A 25,087-nucleotide genomic window follows, 5' to 3' on the forward strand; every position below is an offset into this window, starting at 1 on the left:
GGTCCCACCGACGATGTGGTCCTCCGTCAGCTCGTGCTGCGCGGCTCGATCCAGTTCCAAGACGGCCACCGCCTCCTGGACCCCGCACCACATCGCGGTCACACCGCTACCCGGAACCCCCGCCCGTAACCTCGCGCAACTACAAACCCACCTACCATCACGCGACGACACCTGCGCAGATCAACCCTGGCAGTTATTCAGACGCGAGCCCCGGCGGTGCCCGAGTACTGGCGCTGCACGCCCTGCGGAGGTGGTGCCTTTCTTGGCGAAGCCGCTGTCGTCGAGGATGAGGACCCCGTCGGCTTCGCCGAGCTTGTCAGCGACGTATGTCTGCAGGTCATCGCGGACGTCGTCGGCGTTCCAGGTGGCTCCGTTCAGCAGCCGTCGCAGGCCGTCGGGGGTGCGGTGACCTGCGTGTTCTGCCAGTTGCCAGCCGCCTCTTGCGGCCGACCGAGCCGAGCAGGGCACGTCGATCGCCCGGGGAGGCTGCCCTCACCACAGCTCGGACCGTGCTCGATGCCACTCCTTGGAGGGCAGCATCCGGCAAGACCGCCTCTGACCCACCATCAGCCCACTTCACTCCCGACGACGCCTCTGACCAGGCCAGATAGCGAACCGCTGCTGGAGGGCTAGTGTCCTGAGCCAGTAGTTGGCTTACAGTTTCTCGTATGACTCGTCCTGGTCCGAAGCTTGCGCCGCTGGACCTGACTGATGCTGAACGAGCCGAGTGGAACGGGTGGGGGCGGCGGCGTAAGGGGGCTCAGGACACGGCCCTCAGGGCTCGGTTGATTCTGGCGTGCGAACGCCGCGGCCCTCGCTGACCGACTACTTTGGTCGCGCGCCGGGATCCTTTCGGCCGATACCAGCCGCCCCGCAGTCTAGGCTCGGCCCAAGAAGACAGCCCTCGGGTTCATCGCTTTCGTGCTCGTCGCGGCGGGGGCTACGGGCTCATCGGTGAGCGGTCGACGGATGCCGGCCCTCTTCGGCTTCTCCCGGCTCATCGCTCCCGACGGTCACGAGCGGGCGAGAGTGGCAAGGGCCCTGGCGGACGGTGAGTTCGGCTCGGCGGTGTAGAGGCCGAGCAACTGGTCCGGGTCGTCGGTCGGGGTCAGTGCCTCGTAGTCCAGGGTGAGGTCGCCGACCACGGGGTGGTGGTAGCGCTTGGTGCCGTGGCTGCGGCGCAGTACGTCGTGGTCAGCCCACCAGCGGCGGAAGTCCGGGTCACACAGGGACAGTTCACCGACCAGTTCCTCGAGCCGCAGGTCGTTGGGGTGGCGTCCGGCGTACAGACGGAGGCCCGCGACCGTTCCCCGCGCCGCCGACGGCCAGTCGAGGTACAGTTCCCGGGCGGCCGGGTCGAGGAACAGGTACCGGACCAGGTTCCGCTCCCGGTGCGGCAGCGCGTCGAAGTCCGTGTACAGGGCGCGGGCGAGCCGGTTGGCGGCGAGGACGTCCATTCGGTGGCCGATGACCAGCGCCGGGCTGTCGGCGAGCGTGTCCAGCAGCCGGTGGAGCCCCTGTCGTACCCGCTGCGGCGTCTCCGGGCGGCGGCGGGCGCGGGCGGGGCGCGCGAGATCGAAGAGGTGGCCCCGCTCCGTCTCGTCGAGACGCAGGGCGCGGGCGACGGAGTCGAGCACGGTCTGCGAGACGTTGACGTTCCGGCCGCGCTCCAGCCGTACGTAGTAGTCGACGCTCACCCCTGCCAACAGCGCCACCTCCTCGCGCCGCAGCCCGGGCACCCGCCGGGCTCCCGGCTGCGGGGGCAGGCCGGCCCGCTCAGGGGTGATCCGGGCCCGCCGCGAGCGCAGAAACTCCCGCAGGTCCGTGCTGCCGCCGGTACTGGGAGAGGTGTCATCCATGGTCTCCAGGCTAAGGCCTGTCCTCAATCGACGGACGGAACCGGTGAGACCAACAGGGGGCCTGGTGAACCCCCGGTCGGCTGGACCCCAGGTGGAGCCGGGCTCCTCCGCCTCCTCTGAATGCCCCCGCCAGGTGGTTGGCTTGACGGGTGCCGACCGGGATGTTCGAAAAGCCGTGACATCCGACGGGCCCGGCTTCCGCGAGTACGACGTAGAGAGGCAGACCGCCCCCATGACCACCGACTCCACCGGCCCGATCACCACCCCCTTCAACGCCGAGTCCACCGCGGCCGAGGTCGTCGCCGGTATCGACCTCACCGGCCGGCGCGCCGTCGTGACCGGCGGTTCCTCCGGCATTGGCGTCGAGACCGCTCGCGCGCTCGCCGGCGCGGGCGCCGAGGTGACCCTCGCCGTACGCGACGTCCAGGCTGGTGAGCGCACCGCCCAGGACATCACCGGCACCACCGGCAACAAGCAGGTGCTCGTGGCGCCGCTCGACCTCGCCGACCAGCGGTCCGTCGCCGCGTTCACCGCCGCGTGGGACGGCCCGCTGGACATCCTGATCAACAACGCTGGTGTGATGTACACACCCGAGCTGCGGACATCGGAGGGCTGGGAGCTCCAGTTCGCCACGAATCACCTCGGCCACTTCGCGCTCGCCACCGGCCTGTACCCGGCACTCACCGCCGCTGACCGGGCGCGGATCGTCGCGCTCAGCTCGGTCGGGCATCTGCGACAGCCGGTGGACTTCGACGACATCGACTTCCGCCGCACGCCGTTCGACACCGAGCTCGCGTACGGCCAGTCCAAGACGGCGAACGCGCTCTTCGCGGTCGAGGCGAACCGGCGCTGGGCCGGTGACGGCGTCACCGCCAACGCCGTCCACCCCGGCGCGATCCTGTCGAACCTGACACGCCACATGAGCCAGGACGAACTCGACAAGGCGATCGCCTCTGGCTACGTCTTCAAGACGCCCGAGCAGGGCGCGGCCACCTCCGTGCTGGTGGCAACGTGGCCGGGGCTCGAAGGCATCGGCGGACGGTACTTCGAGGACTGCCAGGAGGCGCATCCCCATCACGAGGGTGACCCGGGCGGAGTCGCCGCCCACGCCCTGGACCCCGTAGCGGCCGAGCGGCTATGGCAGGTGTCGCTCGACATGCTGGCTGCCGCACGGACCTGACGGGGCGGGCTCCCAGGATCAGCTCGCCGCGCCCGCCTCCTCCAGCAGCTGCACCGTCTGTGGATACGGTCCGGTCCGCGCCCATTCCAGCGGCGAGTGTCCGTTGCCACCGTCCTCGGGAGCGTGCGGCCGCAGTCGAGACGCGCGGACCGCTGCCCGAGGCCGCGGTGGAACAGCTGACTGCAACCGCTGACTTCAGTGCTTTGTCTTCCTCGTCATGACATCCAGGAGAAGGCCACGATCACTGAATGAACGGGAGCTGCGGTTGTGGAAGGTCGGCCGTGCGTTGGCCCTCACCTTCGTCGCTGCGGTCCTGGTCGCGGGCGGCGTCTTCTACGGCCTGGTAGACCTACTGGACTTCCAGGAGATCGATACCACCGCGAAGCTCGACGCGAAGACGCTCTTCGACCTAGTGAAACTCTCCTTCGGAGTGGTCGCCGGGGCCGGTGCGCTCGTCGCCCTAGTCGTCGCCTACCGCCGCCAGCGCGTCGACGAGGCCGGCGCCCACCGCGAAGCCACCCGGCTCCACACCGAACGCTTCTCCCAGGCCGTCGACAAACTCGGCTCGGACTCCCCGGCCGTCCGGCTCGGCGGAGTCCACGCCCTGGCCGGCCTCGCCGACGACGCCCCCGACGACAACCTTCGCCAGACCTGCATCGACGTCCTCTGCGCCTACCTCCAGCTCCCCTTTACCCCCGACCCTGGCAACGACCCCACCCATCAGGAGGAACACCACCGCTACCTGGCCTTTCGCAAGGTCCGGCACACAATCCTGCGGCTCATCGGGGACCATTTCCGTCGCCCCCAGGAAACCCACCGCTCCTGGCAAGGCTGCGACCTCGACCTCACCGGCGTCACTATCGACGGCGACATGAACTTCGGCGGTGCGGTGTTCTCTGGCGGCACGGTGCGCTTCAACAGAGCGGTGTTCTCCGGCGGCACGGTGACCTTCAGCGCAGCCAGGTTCTCCGGCAGCGTAGTGATCTTCAACGGAGCGGTTGTCTCCGACGGCACGGTGCGCTTCAGCGGTGCAACGTTTTCTGGCGGCTTGATGGAGTTCCGCGGAGCCACGTTCTCCAGCGGCACGGTGCGCTTCAACTCCGCCACGTTCTCCGGCGGAACGGTGACCTTGGGCGGAGCGGTGTTCTCCGGCGGCCTCGTGGACTTTGGCTCAGCGGCATTCTCCGGCGGCCTGATGGACTTTGGCGCAGCGGCGTTCTCCGGTGGCACGGTGAACTTCGACAGAGCCGCGTTCTCCGGTGGCACGGTGACCTTCGACGGAGCGGCGTTCTCCCGCGGAACAGTGACCTTCGACGGGGCGGCGTTCTCCGGCACCACGGTGGACTTCAATTGTGCTGTGGGTCCGGCTCCCGACGGGCTTCTCGTTGCTGTCGGCACGCCTGTTCCTTCGGCCGTCAGACTTTCTGTCATCTGGTAGCTCCAAATCCCAGAGACAGTGATGCCGATCCGATCCAGCCCGGGGGCGGAAACGGTCGTCTACGCCCCCGTCCGCCGCAGTCGACTTCACCGGCAGGTGGCCGAACCTTGACCGTCTGGGTCGGCCAACCAGACGGGTGAATTAGTGCGCGCCGGAAGTCGGTGACCGTGGTTGCCGCGGTAGTTCAGATGGCTCCACGGCCGGGGCGGCGTCGGGCCCTTGGAAGGCGCTAAGCCGGAGGCTGCGGCCCAGCAGCACGTCGCCTCTCAGGTTGTGCCGTGCTCCAGAGCGCTGGCGGCGTCGCCGGCAAGTCCGTAGCCCGGGGCTGTTGTCCTGCACTACGCCGAGCAGCTCACGCACGGGAACGTCCGAGACCTGGAGGCGTTCTGCTACCAGCAGCTGGAGCGGCTTCACGAACACGTCGGCGAGACCGACGAGCTCTCTTTCGCAGCCTCTACGTTTCCAACGCTGTCGGACTGCTGGAGCACCTGCTGAAGACGGACCCGGCCGACCGCACCGAGTGGCAGAAGGTGGCCATCGTGCGCGAGTGGCAGCAGCTGCGCCCCCTCGCACACCCCTTCAACCACAGCGACGGCTTCGACTGGGACCGCTGGTGGACACACCTGGAGCACCACGACGCCGCCGGCGAGGCAGTCTTCCGCGCCCGGATCGCCGCCGGGGACGAGGAGGCGATCCGGCCGTGACCGGTCAGCCCCAGGCGTACGAGAACCACGTCACCGCCGAGCTCATGGGCCCGCGCGCCCCCCGGCGGCGCCGGCCCGGCACCGACGAGTCGGCTGGGATACCAGTCGAACAGGGTCTTCGTGAACTGGGGCCTGGACCACCGTGCTCCGAGCGGTGAGCTCTGCGTCAAGCCGGTCGCGGGCGCCGGGCAGGAGGTCGGGGTCGACGCTCAGCAGATACTTCCAATAGGTTTGCATCTCACCGACATCGCTGTGCGGACAAGTCAGCCCTTCGACGTCCGACAGAATGGCCGACAACTCGTCCGCCATCGTGATCCGCGACTCGACGAAGCCCGTGAGTTTGCGCAGCTGTGCGAGCGCGACCGCTCCCTGAAGTTCGGTCATCCGTGCGTTCACGCCCGCCAGCGGATGGTCCTCCGTGCGCGAACGAACTCCGTTCTCCACACCCTTGTTGATCCAGGACCGGATGCGCACGGCCAGGCTTCGATCGTTCACCAGGATGAGGCCACCCTCTCCGGCGGAGATGTGCTTCGTCTGCTGGGTGCTGAAGCAGCCGGCAGAGCCGAAGGTGCCGACCGGGAGATCCGCGTGCGTGCATCGTAGGCTTGGGCGGAGTCTTCGATGACGGCCAGGCCATGGCGCTGCGCGATCGCGGTCAAGCGGGTCATGTTGCAGGGCTTGCCGACGAGATGGGTCACGATGATCGCTTCGGTGCGGCTACCGACGGCCGCGGCGACCGAATCCGGATCGAGGTTGCCGGTGAGCGGGTCGACATCGGCGAAGACCGGCGTCAAACGCTCCTGGACGATCGGTGACACGCCGCCGATGTCAGTCATCGGGGTGGTGATGACCTCGGCACCGGCCGAAAGGCCCAGGGCCACGAGCGTGGCTTGGACCGCCGAGGTGCCGGAGGAGCACGCCACGGCCTCCGGCACGCCGTACCGGTGGGCGAACTCGGCCTCCAACTGGCCGACGAAGCCGTCGGAGGCGGCGAGCAGCCGGCCCGAGGCGAGGACTTCAGCCAGCAGAGCCGCTTCCTCCGGCCCGAAGCTGTGTCCGGAAGCATCCTCCTCGCATGGAACCCACCGTCGGGCCCCGGCCGGTGCAATCGGCTCGCCGCTCATGCCCCATCCTCCTCGTCCAGTGCGGAGTTCTTGACCACGGCGATCGTCTCGTCGATCAGAGCGATGACCCCATTCCGTTGAGCCCTGACGTCGGCCGATCCACCCGGCGGGTACAGGACGGCGGCGATGCGGGACACGAGCTGTTCGGGAGCGGTATGGAAGGCCGCCGCCTGACGAAGGTTGTTGCCGTCGCCGGGGTAGTAGACCCGGTTGACTGCCGCCAACACCTGAAGGATGTGGTGGATGAGCTTTGCGGTCAGACTGCTGAGGAAGGTGAGATCGGCGCGTTCCACCTTGTTCCGGTAGTGGTAGTCGTCCCGCCAGTACCGCAGCGCGGGCAGGAACTTCTGGATCGTCGCGTGCCGCACCGTGTCCGGATATGGCTCCAATCGGTCGCGCCACCGGCTGACGAGGCCGTCGGGGTCGTGGACGGGGATCTGGCACGCCAGGTCGGCCAGCGGATGGTAGCCCCAGACGGTCCAGACCAGGTCATCGGGCGTGCCGTGGCCGCCGAGCCAGGAGTCCACGACCGCGTCCACCTCGGCTACGGTGCGGAACCAGGGTTCGTCGAGTACCACGCCCTTCTCCGCCCAGCGCCGCCGTACCGCCTGCCAGTCGGCGTCCCACTCCGGGCCCGGGTCCGGACGCGGCGTGTCCGAGTAGAAGCGGAAGTCGGTGTCAGACAGCTCGTCGGACGTCCCCTTGCTCATGGAGCCGCTCAGTGTCAGTGCGAAGCGGCCGGTGTCGTAGTGCTTGAACAGCCGCAGCGCGTCGTCTGCGGCTGCCGTCATTTCGGCCGTCAGAGCTGCCGATTCAGAGGTCGGATGCACTGTTCCTCCTAGATGTTCCAGAAGACTCGGTCGACGTTCGTCGCACACGACGCGCCGCCGATGACCAGAACGGGGCTGGAGCGCCGCGCGATCTGGCACTCGTCCATTGCCTTGACGACTTCGAGCCTGTTGCCGGCATCTTGTTCTCCTCGCCTCCGGGGAGCCGGAGGATCCGGTGCGGAGCCTGGGCGAGGAACGCTCCGACGTCATGGCCTCAGCGCTGCCACACTTCTTCGTCCACGACGACGAGCGCTTCGCCGTCGTACCCGGATAACACGGTTCGCAACGGTCCTGACGACGACAGAACCTGGCTCTCGACAACGACCGAATACCGGTGGTTCCGGTCCTGTGAGACGGCGATCGACATTGCCACCCTTCCCCCGGTGATCTCGGCCAGTAGTCCACCGTAAAGATCCTATGTCTGTCTCTGGTATATCGTCTCACTGGCCAGTAGGCCATGCGTGATCAGAGATCAACATCAGCCATCTTGATCACCTTCGTGGATCACTGTTGCGGCGACTCCATCAGATTTCTCCCAGCAAGTGGGCGGAAGTTGATGTGGCAGAGCTCTGCGCCGTCAGGATTCGTGATGGCCATGCCTGGATGCGAAGCTCGACGTTCCCCCTTGACTGATCCGATGATATTGTCTGTATCATGTGAATAGATCGGATGTCTGGGTCAGTGTTCGAGCGAAGGAGTGTGTTGTGCCGATAGCAGTGATCACCGGCGCGGAGCGCGGACTCGGGCTGGAGACCGCGCGGCTGCTCCTCGACCGCGGCTACGTCGTCGAGTTGGCGGTCCATGACCACGACGAGGGGCGGAACATGGGGGAGCTGTCGGCGTACGAGAGGAAGGGCTGTGTACCGCTCGACCTCACGGACGACCGGAGCATCGCAACTGCCTTCGCAGCACTCGGTGCGCGGTACGGGGTGCTCGACGTACTGATCAACAACGCCGGTGTCACCGGCACCGGGTCCGCCGTGGAGGTGACCCGGGAACGTCCAAGCCGGTGATAGAGCGGCCTGGGGCGATGGGGCGGGAACGGTCGGTCGGCAGTGTGGGCACCGAGGTGGTTGAGGGGTTGGATCGACGTGCCCGAAACCTCGGCATCTCCTGGCAGAACCTGGTCCGTGCGTTCTTCTTCCGCGCCGAGGAGATCGTGCAGGCGCATGATTCGGCACTGCTGGTCGAGACCCATCGGCAGCCCGACGACGAGCGCGAGCCCTGTGTCGCTCAGATGTCGGTCGACGTCCCGATCGCCTTGGCCCTCGGGGACGCCCGGACCTGCGAACCGGCTGACTGGGCTGTGGGCTTCGACCGAAATCATCGGGATGCATTGAGGCACCTCCCCGCCGATCCGACCCGGATCGGCGGGCTTGCAACAGCGTATGGCGCAACGCTCAGGCCCTATCCGCACCGGCTGCCCCGGTACGAGATCGAGTTCCGAAACCGAAGCCGGACAGCTGATCAGCCGGACACGACAGGCATGGGTCTGGTCATCGAGCGCGATACCGAAGGCATCGGGTTCATCTTGACCGAGGACAGCTCACGCTGCGGCCCGGGTTCGCTGGAGCTGCTGTCGACCTGCCTGATCGGAGCACTCGAAGCCACCCTGGGAATCACCGGCTCGCCGGCTGTTCGCGTCCTGGAAGAGTCCGAACGCCTCCGCGGCATGGTAGGGCGGTGGCCCTACCTGGAACTGCGCGACGGAGCGCTGGCGACCTACTCCCCGTCTAGGCCCACGCCTGTCACCCCGAACGTCAGAGGATGAGGAGCTATGGCCAAAACCACCGAGCCGACACCGGCCGCCAAGTCAGTCATCGAGTCCATCCCGATGTTCTCCGAAACGGGGCCGATTCTCATCGAGTCCTTGGAAGGCGTGCAGAGCCTCAACAACAATCTCTGGGTCGTGCGTTGCGAATCGGGTGAGCGGTTCGTGGTCAGGCAGGCCGACCCCGTCAGTGCGACGCGCCTCGGGGTGAATCACCCTGACGAGGCGGCTGTGGCACGAGCCGCGGCAACGATCGGCATCGCGCCGGAGGTGCTGTACTGCGACCCCTCGATCGGCCTGATCGTCACGCCGTGGGTGGAACCGCTGCCGCCCCAGCAGCGGGGCGGCCTCGGGAGTCCGGGGACGATGAAGCGGCTGGTCGAAGTCCTTCACCGGATGCATGGCCTCACCGACGTGCCGGGGCGCCCGGGTGCGATCTACGACCGGATCCGACATCTTGTCGGCCAGTCGCGCGACATGGGTCTGTCACTTCCGCCGGGCGTCGGGGATGCTTTGCTTCGGCTGGACGACTTCGAGGCACACCGAGCCGCCCAAGCTGGGGCGCCACCGGGGCTGAACCACAATGATCTGTGGGAGAACAACATATTGGACTCGGGGGACCAGCTCTTTCTCGTCGACTGGGAGTTCGCGGGATTGGGCGATGGACTCTACGACCTCGCGACCATTTCCATGGCCGGCGCATTCGATGCTGACCTCGATCGGCGCCTGCTGGGCGAATACGGATCGGACGCGAGGCAGGACCTCGTGGAACTGCAATCCATGAAGTGGGTCGTGCGGTTCTTCGAGGCCACCTGGTCGCTGGTGATGCATGGCATGAACGGTCATACGACCGGATCCGGCTTCGACTATTCAGGCCATGCTCGGGTGATGTTCTCGGCGATGGAGGAGGAACCTCCGGCCGTCAGGCTGTGAGCCCGCTTGCCCCCTGGGTCTTGATCAGCTCCAGGACCCGGCGGGGAGTGCCTGCGTCGAGTAGCTCCTGGCGTGCTGGCAACCGTGAGAGCCTCGATCACACCAGCGAGCACTTCCGCCTGACGAAGTGCCCAGTCGGCCTCAGCCCCGACACCTCATCCCCACCAGTCATCCTCGGTCTCCGCCCGGGGGCGCACCGTCGCTGACGACCGGGACCTGACGCCGGGGGAGCGGGCCGGCACAGCCGGCGCAGGGGTCGATGTCCCAGGGTTGGCAGCCGTGGAGGGCGGCGGCGGCTGCCGATCGGGCCGACTGGGCCGGTGACCAGGACGTCGCCAGGCCGGTGCTGTGTTCCAGCTTCCCGATCGGCAGCCAGGTGGCGGTCACACCCGGCATCCGTCGCGGGAGTCTCGCGGGAGGGGAGCGTGCGGCGCGTAAGCATGATGTGTTCCTGGCCCGGCGGCCTGCAGAATCGGTGCCTCAGCATGCCGGGACGAAATCAGTGCGTAAGTACGAATTACGGATCTGGCTGCGACCGTCACTGCCCTGCTTGCTGTCGCCGACCGCCAGGACAAGGTCAGCCGCTACCCCGGAGCGCTTCGGCTCGACCCCGTCAAACCACGTGTGGGAGACCGACCACATGCAGGCCTCTGTGTTGGTCGATGCGGAGGAGAGCGACAAGCACAAAGCCATGAAAGAACGGATCGTCAAAGCGCCGCTCACGCCTGCCCCGCCTGCCGCCACAGGTGGGGGCGGGCTTCCTGAGGATGTCGGGCAGCGCTGGGTAGGCGGAGAGATGCGTTGCCCTGGGCCGAGAGGAAACCAAGTGTGTAACGGTCTCCCCCCAGCTGTTGCTGCTTCCGAAAAAGGAGAGATATTCTGAAGTAAGAAGGGAGGAGGGTTGCCATGCTTCAGACGCTGGAACGTGAGAAAGAGCAGGTCAAGGGGCTTTTTGACCGTGTTGAGGAGGTCGAGGAGGTTGCAGAGGCCATCGCGGAGACCTCGCCGGAACAGGCCGACAAGCTTCGTAAGGTCGCCTTGAGTGCTCTGCATGACGCCGCCCCGGTCCGCCTCAGCATCGCAGCCGCACTCCTGGACCTGAGCAGTCGCACCGTGCACTCATGGGTCAGCGAGGGTCTGCTTCCCCTGAGGACAGAGAGTCCCAAACGAGTCGACCCCGAGACCTTGCACCGGGTGCTGCACCTCGTCAGGGAGCTGCGCGCTGCAGGCAAGCAAAGAGGCCTCCTCGACGCGGTCTGGTACCGCCTTCAGGACGCGACGCTCCTGGAGAGCGCTGAACTGCAAACGAGCCTGAAGCAACTCCGGAGAGGAGAGCTCAAGCCGGCTCTCACTCGAGCTGAGGAAGCCTCGGCGAAAACAGACAAAGGCGTCCTTGCGTCGAAGTAGGCTCTAGATGTGCCAACTTCCGTACAAGTGACGCTACTTGCAGAACAACAGACCAAGCGGTTGCGGCGCGTTGACCACACCGCCTACGAGGCCTTCCTGCAGGAGCTGCGCAGCCAGGGCTGCAAAGCGCTCAAGTATCGGCTGACGGGCGATGTGGTCGAGCATCTATGCGTCAAGCACCTGCGCAACTCCATGCGGGTGGTCACAGCCTTTCTCGCGCGCAATCAGGCCGTCGTCCTACTCGTCGGACCACACCGGGACGATGATCCTGCAACGGACGTCTACGCCCTGCTCTACAAGCTTGCCAGGGTGGAACAGCCGTCCAAGGAGCGGCGTACCAAGCCGCCCTGCTGCAGCAAGGGCGACGGCCTCCCGCCGAACATCAGTACGGAGCTCTTCGACAGCCTGGTGGACCAAGCCCGAGCGCTGAGGGGCAACAGCCATGGCCGTTCGCGCTGACCGGCACCTGCCTGGGCGCCGCTCCAGAGGTGCCGACGAAAATCTGCACCCGAGGTGCCTCTCGGCGGGCAGCCGCGGTCCAGGCCTGCAGGCAGGCGGCGTCCCTGCAGGGTTATGACCACCACCGCATACTGTCGTCGGCGCTCATGCATCTCGAGCGGTGGGCCGACAGCGGCCTCTTGCGCGTTCCTGCGGGCTCGGGCGGAGGCTGGCCAGCTCTAGCTGTTACCGAGAAGCTGACTCGCCGCCCTTCAGCCCACTGCCGGGCCCGAGACGTCATGGAGCGCTTGAACGGTCGCTGCCGATCAAGATGGCGTGCTCACTGCGGTGGCTTCCACTTGCTGCGGGAAAGCTTCCCTGCCTGCTGGTCGGTCAGGCGCTGGTTGGCGGCCACGGGAGTGTGTCCAGGTCCTCAATCATGGCTGTGCTGAAGAGGGTTGAGGCCATGAGCGGGCTGTCGAGAGGGCCATCTAGTCGAACTACGACACGGCGAAACTTCCACGGCGCCTCGATTTTCCTCAGTTGAACTGATGCCTCAAGCCAGACGCCTTGATCGTCTTCGTGGAAGTTCAGGGAATTGAGGGTGCCGTATTTTTCTGAGGTCAAAGAATCGTTGATTCCTTGCCGGACGTCGAATTCGAGTTCCCTCAGGTATTCCGTGTACTGCCTCTGAAGTGACATGTTCCCCCGTTAGCGAAAGCAGCCGCAGATGGAGTAGTAGGCGGTGATTATACCTACAGGGCGGCCATCCCTGGAGTCCGAGTCGACTCGGTGCGCGAAGACCACCTTCATTTGGCGTGCTCGTGTGTTGTAGAAGGTGTTGCTGTTCAGGATGCATGTGGTCTTGCGGTTGCCCGAAGTGCCGGTGGTGCTGCAGGTGCCCCTGTCCAGCGTCTTGTCGATGTCTCTCTTCATGACGGACCAGCTGGCCATTTGGCTCGCGTGCTTGTCTTCGATGTGCAGCTTCCCGAAGCCTGCGGAGCCCGCCACGTCGCCGCGGCCGTAGCGGAGGGGGGCATCCTCCCCGTTTGGACCAAAATGTGTCGAATAGACATTCCAGTTCGTCAGAGCTGAGATGGCTGTGGTCTGCGCTTGCGCGGTCGATGTGATTCCGGCCGCGAGCGCAATGCTCATAGCGGCGACTAATGCTCCGCGTAGACGCGTGACAGTGGTCCTGGGCACGTTCCCCACCTTTGCTGTACATGAATTTTCGATGCTGGGTCAGGTGCAACAATCAAACGGGTAGGCATAAGGAGGCGTCAATTGAATTCTAAACTTGATTGCCCAGAACTGTCGATTCCGCAACCCGTCCAAGCCATCTTCGAGCCGAGTCGAAGAAGAGAGAAGTGCTGCTGCCTGACGTTCTCTCCCAGGTGCCGCTTAAATCAGCCGTTCTTCATTGAGCCCTGCACGACCGGACGTGGAGCTTCGTCCGGGTGCGCCCGGCGCCTCGCGCGCACGCCCGTAACGAGTAGCCATGCAGCCACGTGCCCGGACGTCCGCTGCTTGCCCTGAGCACGTGAGATGGGATCGCTCGTCCGGTCAGTAGTTCCCGCCGCCCACGACGTACGGGGACTGGAACATGTCGTCCGACAGTTCGACCTGTTTGGTGGCAACGAATGCGGCGATGGGAGTACTTCTGCGAAAGGCACCTTCGGGAGCGGATGTCAGACACGTCGTGTGGTCGCCGGTCAAGGCTTCGGCTGCCTTGAAGTCGTGGGGGACGCAGCCGGGGAGATTCTTGAATCCGCACGCGGGATTCGTCTCACTGTCACCCCGGAAGGACTGATGGATGCCCACGGCAACGATGGCTGCCGGGGCTCCCTCCAGGAGCGAGTGGGCCTCAAAGTAGCTGCCGGAGTGGACCCCGCAGTCGCCGAAAAGGACGGATGGCTCGCCGATCTCGTCGTATAGCGTGCGGTTGAGCGTCAGCTGATGCTTGCGTCCGAGCGGGAACGAGGGGCGGAAGTCTGTGCTGTCCGCAAAGACCCCCACAGACAGCACGCTGATGTTATCCGGGTCCACCAAGAGCTGGATGCGCTCCCATTTCCGGTTGTACTGATAGACCCTGTTGCCGGATGCCAGCCGTTGAGTGTAGTGCGGCTTGTCGTCCATGATCTCGGCCGCACGATCCAAGGTCAGCCCCGGCATCAGCTGCTCGACCAGATTCTGCTCCTTCTCCACAGGCGAGTCCTCGGCCGCCCACTGGAACACCCACAGGGCGCCACCGATCACCGCGATTAGTGCTGCTAGCGCCCCCAACAACCGCTCAACCGTCTTCCACTTCCGTCCGTGCCGCCCGGACTCTGAGGGATTTGCCTCTACGTCGTCGCCGGTGTCCATCGGTGTGCCGCGCCTCCTCATCCCTCCGGGGCCCCTGCGCTCATCGTCACAGCGAGGTAGAGGCTCAACATGGAGGACGAGGCCAGAATGGGGACCCTGCACCCGGTTCGCGCAGCATCCCGACAACCCGTTACGCCAGCGGTGGCGGCACGGTGCTAACGGGTCGGGCACCGCACGACCCGGTGAAGCGGACCTGCTCGGCCGGCCGGTCGCCAAGACGCTGCCAGGGACGGACTCGCCGAGTGTCAGCCCACGATCACGCCCAGCGCATCCCGACCTTGGACAACTGCTCGATCCGGTCGGGGGTCAACGACGCTGCCCTCAGGCGCTGGTTCGCGATCCATGCACCGAGCTTCAGGGAACGCTCCTCTTCTCGGTCGGCACCGGGCCCGGGGAGGCTGATCGTCTCGACGTGCTTCCTCGGAACCTTCAGATGTCCCTCGCGCTCGAAGAACTGCCTCGCGGCGGTGAGGTGCATCGCCCACTTCTGGGCCTGGCTCATCGAGGGCTTCGGCTTCTCCGCCTCTTCTGCGGGTTCGATACCGAGGACCTGCTCGCACCTCCACTGCTGGGCACCGGTGAGCTTGTCCCACCCGGTGCGCACCGTCTGGACCCAGCGTCCGAGGTCCTCGCCCTGGGCCAGGGCCTGGCCCAGGGCGGCCAGGGCCTGGCCGGGCCGGGTGGGCAGGGGTGCGCCGGCTTCGAGGTGGAGGCGGGTGAGGTGGAAGGCGCGCTGCCAGGTGACAGCCCAGGACGGGCACCACGAGGCGTCGATCTCCTCCAGCTGCACCCTCCGCTCCTCCGACAGGGCCCAGCCCGCGGCTTCGGCGGGGAGGCCTTTGGCCTGGCGATGGGTGTTGTCGTCGGCGCGGCGGGCGGCGGCCCGGGCGTTCTTCAGGAAGATCCCGACGTTCGCCCCCTGATAGGTGGCATCCAAGGGAGCGAGCAGATGGCCGTGCAGAGCGGCCCAGGCACGGGCTGCGGACAGGCCTTCTTCCCAGGCGACGTCGACGGTGGACCAGATCATGCCGAGTTCCTCGAGCTGGTCGATGCGGTCGTTCGGCATGGTGCCGCAGGCGTACTGCCGGCGGGCGTCGGCGATCCACTGCCCGAGCGGGAACCCGGCCAGCGACGCCGGCCATTGGGTCCCCTCAGCACCGTCCTCCGCAGGGCCGGGGGTGTCATCCGTCGTCGTGCCGGGGGCGCGGTAGGTGAAGGGCACCTGCAGATCGGCGTGCTCGCTGTTGTAGAGGACGGAGGCCTCGATCCCGCGTCGCCAGTGCTCGCGTTCGGGGTCCAGGATCCGCAGTTTGATGAACGCGGCAAGCACGGCCGGGTCCCTGGGAGTGCTGAACTTCAGCAGCTCTCGCGCCGGGGCACTCGGTCCGTGCACCTCCTGGCCGTCCTTGTACTCCAGGTCGGCGTCGGCTTCGTCGATGGTCTCGGCGGGCTCGGTGCGGGTGGGGGAGGGTCGCCTGTGGATGACATCACGCCCCTGTACGCCCCCTCAGTCGAGACAAATCACTGCCCGTATGTCTTTCCTCGGGGGCTTAACGCAAGGTTCTCAAGCCTCTGACCAGAACGTTCTTGATGTCCGTAGGTATTGGGTGGCTGAGGTCTTCGGGTTAGGCGGCCAGCCGTCGGGTGTTTTGAGGCCCTCTGAAGCAACGTCAGGGGGCGCGAGGGCTCCGTTGTCGGCGCCGGAGCCCCGGCCAGTCGCTGCGATGGGGGACTGCAGAAAGACCCCGTGGATGCCGAAGGTGCATGAAACAGTCGAGCACCGTGCTCGCGGCGACCGCCGTGCGCCCTACAGCAGGTTGGAATAGGCTCAATGACTCGACGTGCGTCGGCGGTTGGGGGAAAGCATGCTCACAGGGCCAGAGGCAACCATCATTACCCGCGCGGGCGGTGCGGTCGTGCGAGGTGTAAGGCAACAGGCAACCGCATCGCCGGAATGGCCCTCGCTACATGCCAGCCTAATGGAGTTGCATGCGATTCTTGATCAGTGGTGCACCGCAGCTGAGCAGACTACGCGCTTGATCGAGATGAAGCTCGACGGCGAGATCGGGCCGGCAAGGCGGACTTGGTTCAGGAGGCGGTACGACTACGGCGAGTCGGTGAATAGGATCTGTGGCGGGTCTAACGGCGGCCCGATGGCAGGCACAGTTCACGCGGTCCAAATGCAACGAAGCATCGTCAATCAGCTGACACCGAAGGTGTCCTTGTTCAAGCGACTGATCCGCGAGCATAGGCGCAAAGCTGCCAGGCGCACGCTGCGCAACATGATGCGTGTGTACTGCCCAGACCTGCTCTCCGAATTCGAGAACGCGGCAGATCGTCGGCTTGCCTGGGTCGTGGACAACGAATCAGCGTTGATGAAAGCTCTGGCCGCTGAGTCGGCCCACCGAGATTCTCTTTTGGCCTGGGCAGCGGAGGCCCGTAGGACGAGGCAGGCGTTGCTCACCGTACTGGGTGAGCTTGGCCTCCTGATTCGTGAGAGATACCCGATGGGTCAGCAGGGGCCCATGGGTTAGCAGTAGCCGAGTGGCTCGAATCCCAGGTTCTCGCACAGATCCTCACCCTCACCACGCCAGGGCAGCCGCCTTGACGGTCAGGTGCGCCGTGTTGTCGGCGATGATGACCGGGTGTTCGCTAGGCCGCACGGGACAGCCAGCGCTGAGCCCTGGTTCACCTGTACGTCGGCCCACTGTGAAGAGTCGTTGCGGTGCCATCAAGAGGATGTCATTACTGAGCCAGTGTCAGGTCTCGTATTTGGGTGGTCTGGCCTGGGGGAGGGAAATCCCTGGTGGCGGCTGGTGACATCACGTGGTGACATCGTGTGACATTGCTGCTGGGCAAGTTGATGGCACTTCCTATGTGCACCCAGCCCACGCGATCAGGGGGACCTTAGATGCCAGCGGAGCTTCTACGTCTGGGATATTCTAGTCGGGGCGCCCTGCGCTGGCAGGTCACTCCCTTCAACCGCCGATAGCCGATCCAGAGGCACGGTGCGATGTGCTGCAGTTACGTCAGCTGCTAGGGCTTGTAGGCCGTGCCGGACAGACAGTCCCGGGCCCACGCATCGCATCGATCGCGATGCGCCTCGTGCCGATCAGCCGCAGCTGTTCCTTCTGCGAGTGCGGTGAGGCTGGACAGGAGTGCTCCTCCGGCTAGTTGGTGCACGACCGGGGCGACGCTGGCTGCGGCGGCGGCGGCGGTGACTGGGCCGCCGTGGGCGAGGGCGTTGCGGACCAGCCGCAGCCGGCCCAGGGTTCGCATCCACCTGTTCTCCAGGTCCGTGTACCAGGCGCGTACGCCTTCAGGGGTCGAGATCCGGTGGGCCGCGGCAGCGGTCCGGCGATGCTGCAGCGTGTGTTCCGGGAGAGCTGCTGCCAAGGCGGGAAGTTCGGCAACCACCTGGGCCATGTCAGCGTGGGATTCCCAGCGTCGATGACGCAGCAGCTTGTCATGGATCGTAGTGACCGCTTCCTGTTCCTGCGCGCTCCACCGGTGAAGGTCATCGCGCGCATGCCACACCACATGGAACAGCTCGGATGTCATGGAGCGCCGGATCCATGCGTTCTTGTGATAGGCGTCGAGATACCCGTACCAGGTCTGTCCATGCCCGCACACCATCCCTGCCACGGTCTCCAGGATGCGCACATCCAGCAGTACTGAGGCGTGCGGGGGCTGCACTCCCGAGGCCTTCCACCAGCCGATGGCGTCGACCACACCAGACAGGTCAGCAAGCCCGGATGCCAAGTGCGGAGCTACACGCGGTGCCATCTCCGACAGGCGTCTCGCAGTGATGTCCATCGGCCCGTAAGGCATCCGGGCGTCGATGTCCTCGTCGAGCAGACTGAACACCTTCCAGCCGCAGTCACCATTGGCGGCATGGATGTAGCCCTCGTAGAGCTCCCAGCCATGCCGGTCCGCGGGGAATGTGGCCGCCAGAATCAAGGACTGCACCAGGACACGGGAGTCGGCCGGCGCATCGGCCCGGGCTTTGGAACCCAAATCGACTCTGGCTATCACCACATCCTTCCCCTCGGGCAGCATCTCAGCGGGAAAGAAGCCGTCGTCGGCCGTTGCCTCGGCAGGCAGATCCCTCTTGAACGGCCCGTCATTGAGCAGGTTCCCGCGCAACCACTCGCTGTCGTATAACGTGACGGGCCCATACTCCTCGACCATCTTGGTGGTCGCCGCCCGTCTGAATGCGTGCCACACCACATGATGGGCCGTGAGGGGCTGAGCCACCACCAGCCGCTCGCACAGATCGGCGCGCGCCTGCGGGCTCCACCCGGCCGCAGAACCCACTATGTCTCTCGATGGTGCAATGACATCGAGATCACCCAGCCGCACCTGGGCCCGCTGCACGGACACTGCGTCATCGCGCATCACCGCGGACAACTGGTGGCACAACCGCTCGGCCTGATGCTGTGAGCGCCGCAACAACACGTACAGCAGTTTCCGGCACCCGTCGAGTGCGTCGAAGCCGACACCGTCGCGCGCCGAGCCCAACAAGTCCTGCCACGCCGCGGGCAGCAACTGCCCACTACTAGCCTGCCTGAGCAGCTCATCGGCCAGCCGCGCCGCCGTGGCGATACGGTCCGCGGCGCTGGCGTTCGGCGGCGGCGATAGTGCGGCAAGGAGATCGGTGAGACGAGGCTCCAGCTGGTGGCGTACCGCTGGACCCAATCGGCCGGCACCATGCGTGAGATCGGAAATCGTTGCTTCCCAAGGCTGCCGCTGACGCCCTGTGTAGGGTCCGTCGCCAGCCCGTGCACGCAACTGCTCCAGCGCCTCCGGCCAGGTCAGCTCCCCCTCCGCCGAGTCAATTCTGTTGCCCCGCAGGGCCTGCGCCACCTCATCAGTCCACGTCAGTGCAGCACGCACCTCACCCTCACCCATGGACTGCAGTCTGCCACCGCTGTTCACCAGACGGCCACCGCCGTCTCTGGCAGCTAGCGCCCTTGGAGACGCTTGGCCAGGCACCGCCGAGGCGTCGACCTGCTCCCACGCCCCGCCTACCTCTGCCTGCCCCTGCTTCGTGGGCAGTGTGACGGCCGTGCCTGGCCAACCGGCGATGCGGTAAGGCCAGCGCTGCGGGCGGGTTGCCGGTACATCCGGGTACCTGAGATCACTGCCTGCCGTAGCCTTGCATGTGATCTGACACCTACGTGGAGAGGTCCGCGAGTTGCTGTATGGCTGTGGCGGAGACATCACCGAGCACTTCGTTTTCTGCCCGCACTGCGGGATCGAGCTTCGCTGGCCCGCCAAGGCGCGCCGCACTGTTTCTACTTCGGCCGACTCCCTTTGCCGAACGCTGCGTTCCTGCGCGACGAGGACCTTTGAGCGCCTGGCTGATGATCATTTCCACGGGCCGGTGCCAGACGAAGAGGCCCGCGACCTGGCGGCGGTGGCCTCGCCGCAGTGGTGAGGCACCGGCAAGCGGCTCCTGACCGTGCTCACGATGCGAGCTGCAGAACACCGTCGCGAGGCGACCGTGGCGAGCGGTAGATGTGCGGCCCGGCCATGCAGCACAACGGCCACTCCCAGCCGGCACCGTCTCGTGCGCAAGGAGACCCAGAAGCAGTGCCACCTCGAGCGGCAGGCCCGCGTGTGGAAGCCTCGCGCGGCCGGGCGATGGACGACGACAGGAAGAGGACCAAGAACGCGTAGGTGCGCAACTTCCCGGGCCACATGTGCGAGCTCTTCGCCGAGTCCGACCGTCCGCGCCCCGCGAGCAGCTGGCGACGGCGCGCTAGCTGGGCTCCACGACGGTCTCGAAGTTCTCGCACGCCTCGTTACGGCACTTGAAGATTCCGCGCTCCTGCTCGCGGTTCTGATGTCCCATTGCCGTCTTGTCCACATGACCCGAGTAGCTGAGGGCTTCGCCGCACCTGGTGCAGGCGGGCGGTTCGCGGCTGCTTGTGGCGTTCATGAATGAACGGTAGGCCGCGCCGGTCAGCGGCGCCTGCTGGGGCAGCGCGCTCAGTCTTTTATGCCCGCCAGGAGCGGATCACTCACAAGCCCTGGAGCGCACCCATGAATGCGAAGCCCCTTGCCCGCCGCGGCCTCGCTGCGTGCGCTGGCTGGTCCCCCTTACGGCCACAGCCTTCCCCCGTTCCTGTACTCGGACGGCGACGGCTCTGGCAGCGGCGGGCACGGGGACGGAGCCCGTGGGCCAGGCGATGGGTGTCTCCGGCGGGACCGGGGACACCTATGCAGGAACGGGCGGCAAGGACGGTGGCACTGATGTCAGCGCGGGCCACGGTCACCCGGCTGGAGAAGGAGCTGACGCCGCCCACAGGCCACCGTCAGCAGTGGTCGATGGCTGCGCTCCTGAAGGGCTCAGGGAGAGAGCCCTTCAGGAGCGGCCGTCACTACACGGACGTCCAGGACGAGCAGGACGTCCACGTGTCACCGACGTATTCGCATGCCCGGAACTCCACAACGTCCCCGAAGACATTTTCCGAGTAGGACTCGGAGGTCGCTTCGTTGTGTGCGCCGTTCCCGTCACAGATGGCGATGTCGTTGACCTTCTGGAAGTTGAGCAGCAGGCAAACGCCGCGTTGGTCGGCCATCTCGTCATTGACCCAGGCCCACGAGGCGCCAGTTCCAGGGCTGTTGTCGATTGCGATCCTGTTCCCGGACCACGTCCATACCCGCTGTTGTGCGCTGGCCGGGCCCGCCAGCGTGAGGATCAGGCCAACGGCGGATGCTCCGACTGCAAGGGCCCTCAAAGCGTTCTTGGCCAAGAAGACTCCGGCCTTGGGGTGCTTCACGTCTTTTCCTCTTTCAGTCAACCGTGACGGTTCAGACTCCCGCTACGGACGCAGCAGAAACAGGCGCTCCTCGGAAGCGCCCAGCGTGAGCGGGAACGAATCCAACTAGAGCAGTCGGCACTGCAGTTCGTCCACGAAAGACAACTGTTACCTGCAGCTCTGTGTCGGCGAGACAGCTGACAGACACCACGACAGCTGATGCGGCAGAATCGGCGGACCCTCAACTGGCCATCAACCTCGGAAGGGTGAGTATGGGCACGAGACCCACCCCGCAGCAGCAAGAGGCAGCACAGCACGTCGCGCGACTTCTCCGTGGAGCCCAGGCGCTCGCCAAGGACCATGGCACCGCCCCCACTCTTCGCGGGCGCGCCGAATCCACGCGCCACATCCTGCAGGTCATCAAGAGGCACCGGCTGTATCCAGACACCACATCCGAAAACCCGCAACTGCTGACCATCTCGCTTGAAGGAGCATCCCCGCACAACTACGTGGCCAAGGCGTTCAAGGGCGACCTGCCCCGGGTCAAAGACGCAGCCTGGGTCCTTGCTGTCGCCACTGCCTGTTACCAGATTGCTGACATCGATTTCGGTGACGAGCAGAAGCGGGAACTCCTGCAGGCCGTCAAGGCTGTCACGGACGCGGACGCGGACACGGTCGCGGTCGCGGAAGTGGATGAGGATCCGCCCGTCCCAGACCCCAAGCTGCGCAACTGGTGGCCCGGCCGACGATTCCTCACCATGACCGCAGGCGCCCTTGTCGCTGTGGCGGCCGCAACAGCGTGGTTTACCTCCAGCGACGAGGCCGACGGGAAGAACCCTCAGACTGTCAGCAAGAACCGCATTCTCAGCTGCCTGGACGGCACTAAGAAGGGTGAGATCATCAGAGAGCCAGCCAAGGTCTTCACCGATGACCAAGCCACGATGATCACACCAACTCTGGACTTTGACATCATGAATGGCTCCGCCCGCTACCTCAGCCACAAGGGCCCCAAGTACTACTGGGGCAGGGCTGGATCGGACGACAATGACCCTCACTCGGGCGGCATCCGACTGCGTTGGACGGACAACGGCGGTGACGACTGGCACGAGTGCCGCACTCCACTGCCAGTCGACCAGCGTGACTACGTCCGCACCCCTGCGGTCCCGACCGTCATCGGCGGTCGGGACGTCACCGTCAAGATCTGTCTCTGGCGCGACGAGCCGTATACCGAGAAGTGCACCGTAGAACTTGGCTGACGCCACCCGCCGTGCTGGTTCGGGTCAACGCGGCCCAGCACGGCCGAACCGCCCGACCTACCAAGCCCGAGGACTGACCACCGTCGCTTGCGGCTGGGCAGCGGCCCTTGCGACCAGCCCGTTCCCCGAGCCCGTTGCGTGGAGACACCGCAACGGCGGGTGCGGCGGGGAATCGCGCAGGGCGTCTTGACCGTTAGGTCAGCCGTTTGTACCGGCGGCTGCCGGTCGTGGTGTCCACCGCAGTCGGGATTTGGAAGATCATTCATGGGAGTGAGATTGCACCTCGCCCGCCGGGCGGGCAGTCCAGCCCGCATCGTCGGGCCCACGCTCAGTGGTCCATGGCGCCCAGCCGACCCCCGTCGGTCCAAAGGTTCATCGTCGGGGCACGCACGTGTACCTGCGCGGTTGCAGTCCGCTGCCTGACCGAAGGGGGCTCAGGTGAACCGCCGGGCTGGCAGCCTCGGTGGCCGGGCAGGCTCCGAGGCTGCCAGCCGGTGCAGCGAGTGCGGCCTTGGGGGGTGAGGCGAACACCGCACCACGCTGGCCTCTATCACTGGGGCCACGGGCAGCTGCCTGCCACTATGGCCCACTCCCGGTCCGTCCGGCCGGGCACGACACGCCCCGCTGCCGCCCAGTGAGCGGTCAGTGCGGTGAAGCTCGGCTCAGTTGGCGTGGCAGGAGCCGGCGCAGGGCTGTCGCTGATTGGCGGGGCTGCGCACACAGCCGTCTTCGGCCCGTCGGCGACCGAGATGTCCTGGAAAACGTTGCCGTCCACCAGCGCGGTGAAGTCCTCAGCATCGATCAGCGCCATCAGCGCCCATGTTCTCTTGCAGCCAGTCGGCCGAAGCGCGCGGTTACGCCGCCGGCGCCGGTTCGTCAGTGCTGGCAGAGGCGGGCCGACAGTGCCTGACGCAGAGTCATGCCGAACCAGACCGATCGATCGTGTGCCCGGGCGCGCGCCCCGCCCGGTGGCGCCGTGACCGTCCCGTCACGGCTGCCCCGCCCCTCAGGAGCGCGTGTGCTAGGCGCTCAACAGGTTGAAATCCCGTTCTCCGAACGGAGATCAGCCGAGGCACGGAGTGCCGCGCGAGTGGCGAATGTGCAGGCAGTGGCATTGGCGTCACGTGATCTCGAATGGGCACTGAGTGCCGTAAGAGATCTTGGTCACTCGCCTCGATAAGTGGGCCTGATGCTCGCACAATTGCATGGTGTGCCGAAAGCATTTTTGAAGTAATCAAAAATGGGCGACCGTGCGCGATCCTGACTGATAACTGATCAGTTTGAGTGGAGTGCCAGCCGCTTGGTGGATGGATTTTCTGTACCGCCGTGCCGGGGGTTTGCAAGTTTTAGCCGATCAAATGGATAACGGCTGGTGCGGGGCGGTAGCGTCCGTGTCGCGAGTGGGGCCCCAGGCGGCCTTCCCAGCAACTCCAGGGCCCCCTCGTGTTCCACGACCGAATACATAGCTCCACAGAAGGAAGACCATGTATCTCGACCGCTTCATCGCTGCCGTGAGGGATTACCAGCTCGCGGCAGGTCACGACGCTAACATTCCGCGCTTCACGGCGGGCGAAACCCTCACGGGTGTCGCCTGGGATGTCACGGTCCAGCTGGGCGCTTTCCTGGCTGTTCCGGTCCTCGCCGTCATCCTGATCACTGAGTCCTGGGAGCAGCCCGCCGCGGCGGCTCTCGTCGGTGCTCTCTTCATGGGAACGCGCCACTCCTACCTCCGCTACCAGCGGGTTTCCCTGACCTGACCTCTACCCGGCGCCGCGCCCTCGCTGTGGGGGCGCGGCGCCGCCGGACAGGGGCGAGATGCCCGCACCCCCATCAATCGGAACCCTCTATTCCTTTTCTGTTGGGGTGCGCGGATTGCGCGACCGGTAAAGAAAACGGAGCGATCAGATGGTGACGGAAATGACGGACGAGGCGACCGAACAGAGTTCACGGTGCTGGCACTGCGGGCAGAGGATCGAGCAGCGCACCGGGCGTGGACGCAAGAAGACCTACTGCACGGCTACGTGCAGGCGGCAGGCCCAAAAAGCCCGCGACGGGCGGGGCGCCGGCGCCGGCACGGCGAACGCTCACGCCGGACGGCCACTGGCGAGGGTGATCGCAGAAGAGCTGCTTACCCTCGCATCGGACCTGCTCGACGCAGAGTACGAAGGGCAGGGCGTGGACGAGCTGTTGCCGCGTGCTGCGGTGGTCATGAAGGAAGTGGCGTATTACATGGGCGCCGCCGCCCGTGACGCACGCCGCCGGGGGACGAGCTGGGAGGACATCGCACGTGCGGCGTGCGTGAGCGAGAGCACCGCACGCACCCGCTGGGGCGAGAGCGAGGTGATGCGCCGCCTCGCACTGAGGTCCCTTGAGCGTCAGCGCGCCCGTCAGGCGCATACCTCACCGACCTCTGCAGTTCGGGAGACAGAGCCCGTTGTGGCCTCCGCCAGCAGGGCCGCCCGCCAGCTTGCCCAGGCCCTGGCCAACCTGCACCACGCCAGCGGTCTGAGCATCCAGGAAGTCGCTGACTCCACCGACCTCTCCCGCTCCTACGTCTCTCGCATCCTGTCGGTGCAGCGCACCCCCTCATGGCCGGTGGTCTGCCAGCTGGTCGAAGTCTTCGGCGAAGACCCCATGGCGTTACGTGCCATGTGGGAAAGCGCGAACGGGCTGGCCGCCCCGCCACAAGACCTGGTCGAGTCCAACGCCCGCCTGTACGCAGCACTGCAGGGCCTGCACCTGATGGCCGACCGCCCTGATGCGGTCAAGATCTGCGAACTGTCCGGCGGCGAGATCGACGTCGCGACCGCTGAACGCATTCTCGATGGCGGACACGTCCCCACCTGGGAGAAGACAGGCCGCTTCGTCACCGCAATCGGCGGATGCCCCGCCGACATCCGGCCGTTGTGGGAAGCGGTCTACACCGCCTTCCTCAACGCCTGCGACCCCGAACCGAGCAGCCGCAAAGACGGCGTGCGATTCGACTGCCAGGGCCCGCAGTGAATCCGGTCTCCTG

21 protein-coding genes and 2 pseudogenes are annotated in these 25,087 nt (G+C 66.0%); 12 read left to right on the top strand and 11 right to left on the bottom strand.

The window, feature by feature from the left end; genetic code table 11:
- Positions 1-209: 209 nt before the first annotated feature.
- Both OG844_RS45255 and OG844_RS45260 read right to left on the bottom strand, forming a co-directional pair.
- A pseudogene (locus OG844_RS45255) lies at positions 210-441 on the bottom strand (transposase); the annotation flags it as partial.
- Between the two features lie 572 nt (positions 442-1,013).
- Positions 1,014-1,859: a helix-turn-helix domain-containing protein gene (locus OG844_RS45260; RefSeq protein WP_406387307.1), complete on the bottom strand. Its 846-nt coding sequence runs from the start codon at positions 1,857-1,859 to the stop codon at positions 1,014-1,016.
- 232 nt (positions 1,860-2,091) lie between these two features.
- On the opposite strand from OG844_RS45260, the gene OG844_RS45265 reads away from it, so the two are divergent.
- The 3 genes from OG844_RS45265 (at position 2,092) to OG844_RS45275 (ending at position 5,181) form a co-directional block, all read left to right on the top strand.
- Entirely contained in the window at positions 2,092-3,039 is a 948-nt protein-coding gene (locus tag OG844_RS45265; RefSeq protein WP_406387306.1) for an SDR family NAD(P)-dependent oxidoreductase, read from the top strand.
- Positions 3,040-3,325: 286 nt separating this feature from the next.
- A complete protein-coding gene (locus tag OG844_RS45270) occupies positions 3,326-4,477 on the top strand; it encodes a pentapeptide repeat-containing protein (protein ID WP_406387305.1) in 1,152 nt (383 codons plus the stop codon).
- A gap of 539 nt (positions 4,478-5,016) precedes the next feature.
- The gene (locus OG844_RS45275; RefSeq protein WP_406387304.1) at positions 5,017-5,181 is read left to right on the top strand and encodes a hypothetical protein; all 165 of its coding nucleotides are present in this window, start codon (positions 5,017-5,019) and stop codon (positions 5,179-5,181) included.
- Positions 5,182-5,223: 42 nt separating this feature from the next.
- On the opposite strand, the pseudogene OG844_RS45280 reads toward OG844_RS45275, so the two are convergent.
- Both OG844_RS45280 and OG844_RS45285 read right to left on the bottom strand, forming a co-directional pair.
- Positions 5,224-6,305 (bottom strand): annotated as a pseudogene (locus tag OG844_RS45280) (DegT/DnrJ/EryC1/StrS family aminotransferase).
- Positions 6,302-7,096 carry a DUF4037 domain-containing protein gene (locus OG844_RS45285; protein WP_406387303.1) on the bottom strand — a complete coding sequence of 265 codons (795 nt, stop codon included), beginning with the start codon at positions 7,094-7,096 and terminating at the stop codon, positions 6,302-6,304. Before OG844_RS45285 ends, OG844_RS45280 begins: the two are co-directional and overlap by 4 nt.
- 743 nt (positions 7,097-7,839) lie before the next feature.
- Here OG844_RS45285 and OG844_RS45290 point away from each other — a divergent pair.
- The 5 genes from OG844_RS45290 to OG844_RS45310 all read left to right on the top strand — a co-directional run bounded on the left by OG844_RS45290 (position 7,840) and on the right by OG844_RS45310 (position 11,705).
- Positions 7,840-8,148: an SDR family NAD(P)-dependent oxidoreductase gene (locus OG844_RS45290; RefSeq protein WP_406387302.1), complete on the top strand. Its 309-nt coding sequence runs from the start codon at positions 7,840-7,842 to the stop codon at positions 8,146-8,148.
- A 44-nt stretch (positions 8,149-8,192) separates the two neighbouring features.
- Positions 8,193-8,906, top strand: a complete 714-nt coding sequence (locus tag OG844_RS45295; protein ID WP_406387301.1) for a hypothetical protein — start codon at positions 8,193-8,195, stop codon at positions 8,904-8,906.
- A 6-nt stretch (positions 8,907-8,912) separates the two neighbouring features.
- Positions 8,913-9,839 (top strand): phosphotransferase, encoded by a 927-nt coding sequence (locus tag OG844_RS45300; RefSeq protein WP_406387300.1) that lies wholly within the window; start codon positions 8,913-8,915, stop codon positions 9,837-9,839.
- A 906-nt stretch (positions 9,840-10,745) separates the two neighbouring features.
- A complete protein-coding gene (locus OG844_RS45305; protein WP_406387299.1) occupies positions 10,746-11,246 on the top strand; it encodes a hypothetical protein in 501 nt (166 codons plus the stop codon).
- A 27-nt stretch (positions 11,247-11,273) separates the two neighbouring features.
- Positions 11,274-11,705 carry a hypothetical protein gene (locus OG844_RS45310; RefSeq protein ID WP_406387298.1) on the top strand — a complete coding sequence of 144 codons (432 nt, stop codon included), beginning with the start codon at positions 11,274-11,276 and terminating at the stop codon, positions 11,703-11,705.
- Positions 11,706-12,395: 690 nt separating this feature from the next.
- Here OG844_RS45310 and OG844_RS45315 read toward each other — a convergent pair.
- From OG844_RS45315 to OG844_RS45325, 3 genes are all read right to left on the bottom strand, one after another.
- Positions 12,396-12,839 carry a hypothetical protein gene (locus OG844_RS45315; RefSeq protein ID WP_406387297.1) on the bottom strand — a complete coding sequence of 148 codons (444 nt, stop codon included), beginning with the start codon at positions 12,837-12,839 and terminating at the stop codon, positions 12,396-12,398.
- Between the two features lie 408 nt (positions 12,840-13,247).
- Entirely contained in the window at positions 13,248-14,048 is an 801-nt protein-coding gene (locus OG844_RS45320) for a hypothetical protein (RefSeq protein ID WP_406387296.1), read from the bottom strand.
- Between the two features lie 256 nt (positions 14,049-14,304).
- Positions 14,305-15,441, bottom strand: coding sequence for a helicase associated domain-containing protein (locus OG844_RS45325; protein WP_406387295.1), 1,137 nt, complete (start codon positions 15,439-15,441; stop codon positions 14,305-14,307).
- Positions 15,442-16,084: 643 nt separating this feature from the next.
- On the opposite strand from OG844_RS45325, the gene OG844_RS45330 reads away from it, so the two are divergent.
- Positions 16,085-16,582 carry a hypothetical protein gene (locus tag OG844_RS45330; protein ID WP_406387294.1) on the top strand — a complete coding sequence of 166 codons (498 nt, stop codon included), beginning with the start codon at positions 16,085-16,087 and terminating at the stop codon, positions 16,580-16,582.
- Between the two features lie 502 nt (positions 16,583-17,084).
- Here the strand turns inward: OG844_RS45330 and OG844_RS45335 are convergent.
- The 3 genes from OG844_RS45335 to OG844_RS45345 all read right to left on the bottom strand — a co-directional run bounded on the left by OG844_RS45335 (position 17,085) and on the right by OG844_RS45345 (position 20,836).
- Positions 17,085-18,959 (bottom strand): hypothetical protein, encoded by a 1,875-nt coding sequence (locus OG844_RS45335; protein WP_406387292.1) that lies wholly within the window; start codon positions 18,957-18,959, stop codon positions 17,085-17,087.
- A gap of 853 nt (positions 18,960-19,812) precedes the next feature.
- Positions 19,813-19,992 carry a hypothetical protein gene (locus OG844_RS45340; protein ID WP_406387291.1) on the bottom strand — a complete coding sequence of 60 codons (180 nt, stop codon included), beginning with the start codon at positions 19,990-19,992 and terminating at the stop codon, positions 19,813-19,815.
- Between the two features lie 442 nt (positions 19,993-20,434).
- Positions 20,435-20,836 carry a hypothetical protein gene (locus OG844_RS45345; RefSeq protein WP_406387290.1) on the bottom strand — a complete coding sequence of 134 codons (402 nt, stop codon included), beginning with the start codon at positions 20,834-20,836 and terminating at the stop codon, positions 20,435-20,437.
- 161 nt (positions 20,837-20,997) lie between these two features.
- On the opposite strand from OG844_RS45345, the gene OG844_RS45350 reads away from it, so the two are divergent.
- Entirely contained in the window at positions 20,998-22,071 is a 1,074-nt protein-coding gene (locus OG844_RS45350) for a hypothetical protein (RefSeq protein ID WP_406387289.1), read from the top strand.
- A 550-nt stretch (positions 22,072-22,621) separates the two neighbouring features.
- On the opposite strand, the gene OG844_RS45355 is transcribed toward OG844_RS45350, so the two are convergent.
- A complete protein-coding gene (locus OG844_RS45355) occupies positions 22,622-22,882 on the bottom strand; it encodes a hypothetical protein (protein ID WP_406387288.1) in 261 nt (86 codons plus the stop codon).
- A 673-nt stretch (positions 22,883-23,555) separates the two neighbouring features.
- Here OG844_RS45355 and OG844_RS45360 point away from each other — a divergent pair.
- Both OG844_RS45360 and OG844_RS45365 read left to right on the top strand, forming a co-directional pair.
- Positions 23,556-23,828, top strand: coding sequence for a hypothetical protein (locus OG844_RS45360; RefSeq protein ID WP_406387287.1), 273 nt, complete (start codon positions 23,556-23,558; stop codon positions 23,826-23,828).
- Between the two features lie 148 nt (positions 23,829-23,976).
- Positions 23,977-25,074, top strand: coding sequence for a helix-turn-helix domain-containing protein (locus tag OG844_RS45365; protein WP_406387286.1), 1,098 nt, complete (start codon positions 23,977-23,979; stop codon positions 25,072-25,074).
- Positions 25,075-25,087: the final 13 nt, after the last annotated feature.

This window comes from Streptomyces sp. NBC_00887 (genome assembly GCF_045207585.1).

Excerpts from the sequence above, each read along its gene's own strand:
- OG844_RS45320 (WP_406387296.1), bottom strand. The coding sequence starts at position 14,048 with ATGGACACCGGCGACGACGTAGAGGCAAATCCCTCAGAGTCCGGGCGG.
- OG844_RS45260 (WP_406387307.1), bottom strand. The coding sequence starts at position 1,859 with ATGGATGACACCTCTCCCAGTACCGGCGGCAGCACGGACCTGCGGGAG.
- OG844_RS45300 (WP_406387300.1), top strand. The coding sequence starts at position 8,913 with ATGGCCAAAACCACCGAGCCGACACCGGCCGCCAAGTCAGTCATCGAG.
- OG844_RS45265 (WP_406387306.1), top strand. The coding sequence starts at position 2,092 with ATGACCACCGACTCCACCGGCCCGATCACCACCCCCTTCAACGCCGAG.
- OG844_RS45360 (WP_406387287.1), top strand. The coding sequence starts at position 23,556 with ATGTATCTCGACCGCTTCATCGCTGCCGTGAGGGATTACCAGCTCGCG.
- OG844_RS45355 (WP_406387288.1), bottom strand. The coding sequence starts at position 22,882 with ATGGCGCTGATCGATGCTGAGGACTTCACCGCGCTGGTGGACGGCAAC.
- OG844_RS45340 (WP_406387291.1), bottom strand. The coding sequence starts at position 19,992 with ATGAACGCCACAAGCAGCCGCGAACCGCCCGCCTGCACCAGGTGCGGC.
- OG844_RS45305 (WP_406387299.1), top strand. The coding sequence starts at position 10,746 with ATGCTTCAGACGCTGGAACGTGAGAAAGAGCAGGTCAAGGGGCTTTTT.
- OG844_RS45315 (WP_406387297.1), bottom strand. The coding sequence starts at position 12,839 with ATGAGCATTGCGCTCGCGGCCGGAATCACATCGACCGCGCAAGCGCAG.
- OG844_RS45285 (WP_406387303.1), bottom strand. The coding sequence starts at position 7,096 with ATGACGGCAGCCGCAGACGACGCGCTGCGGCTGTTCAAGCACTACGAC.
- OG844_RS45335 (WP_406387292.1), bottom strand. The coding sequence starts at position 18,959 with ATGGGTGAGGGTGAGGTGCGTGCTGCACTGACGTGGACTGATGAGGTG.
- OG844_RS45365 (WP_406387286.1), top strand. The coding sequence starts at position 23,977 with ATGGTGACGGAAATGACGGACGAGGCGACCGAACAGAGTTCACGGTGC.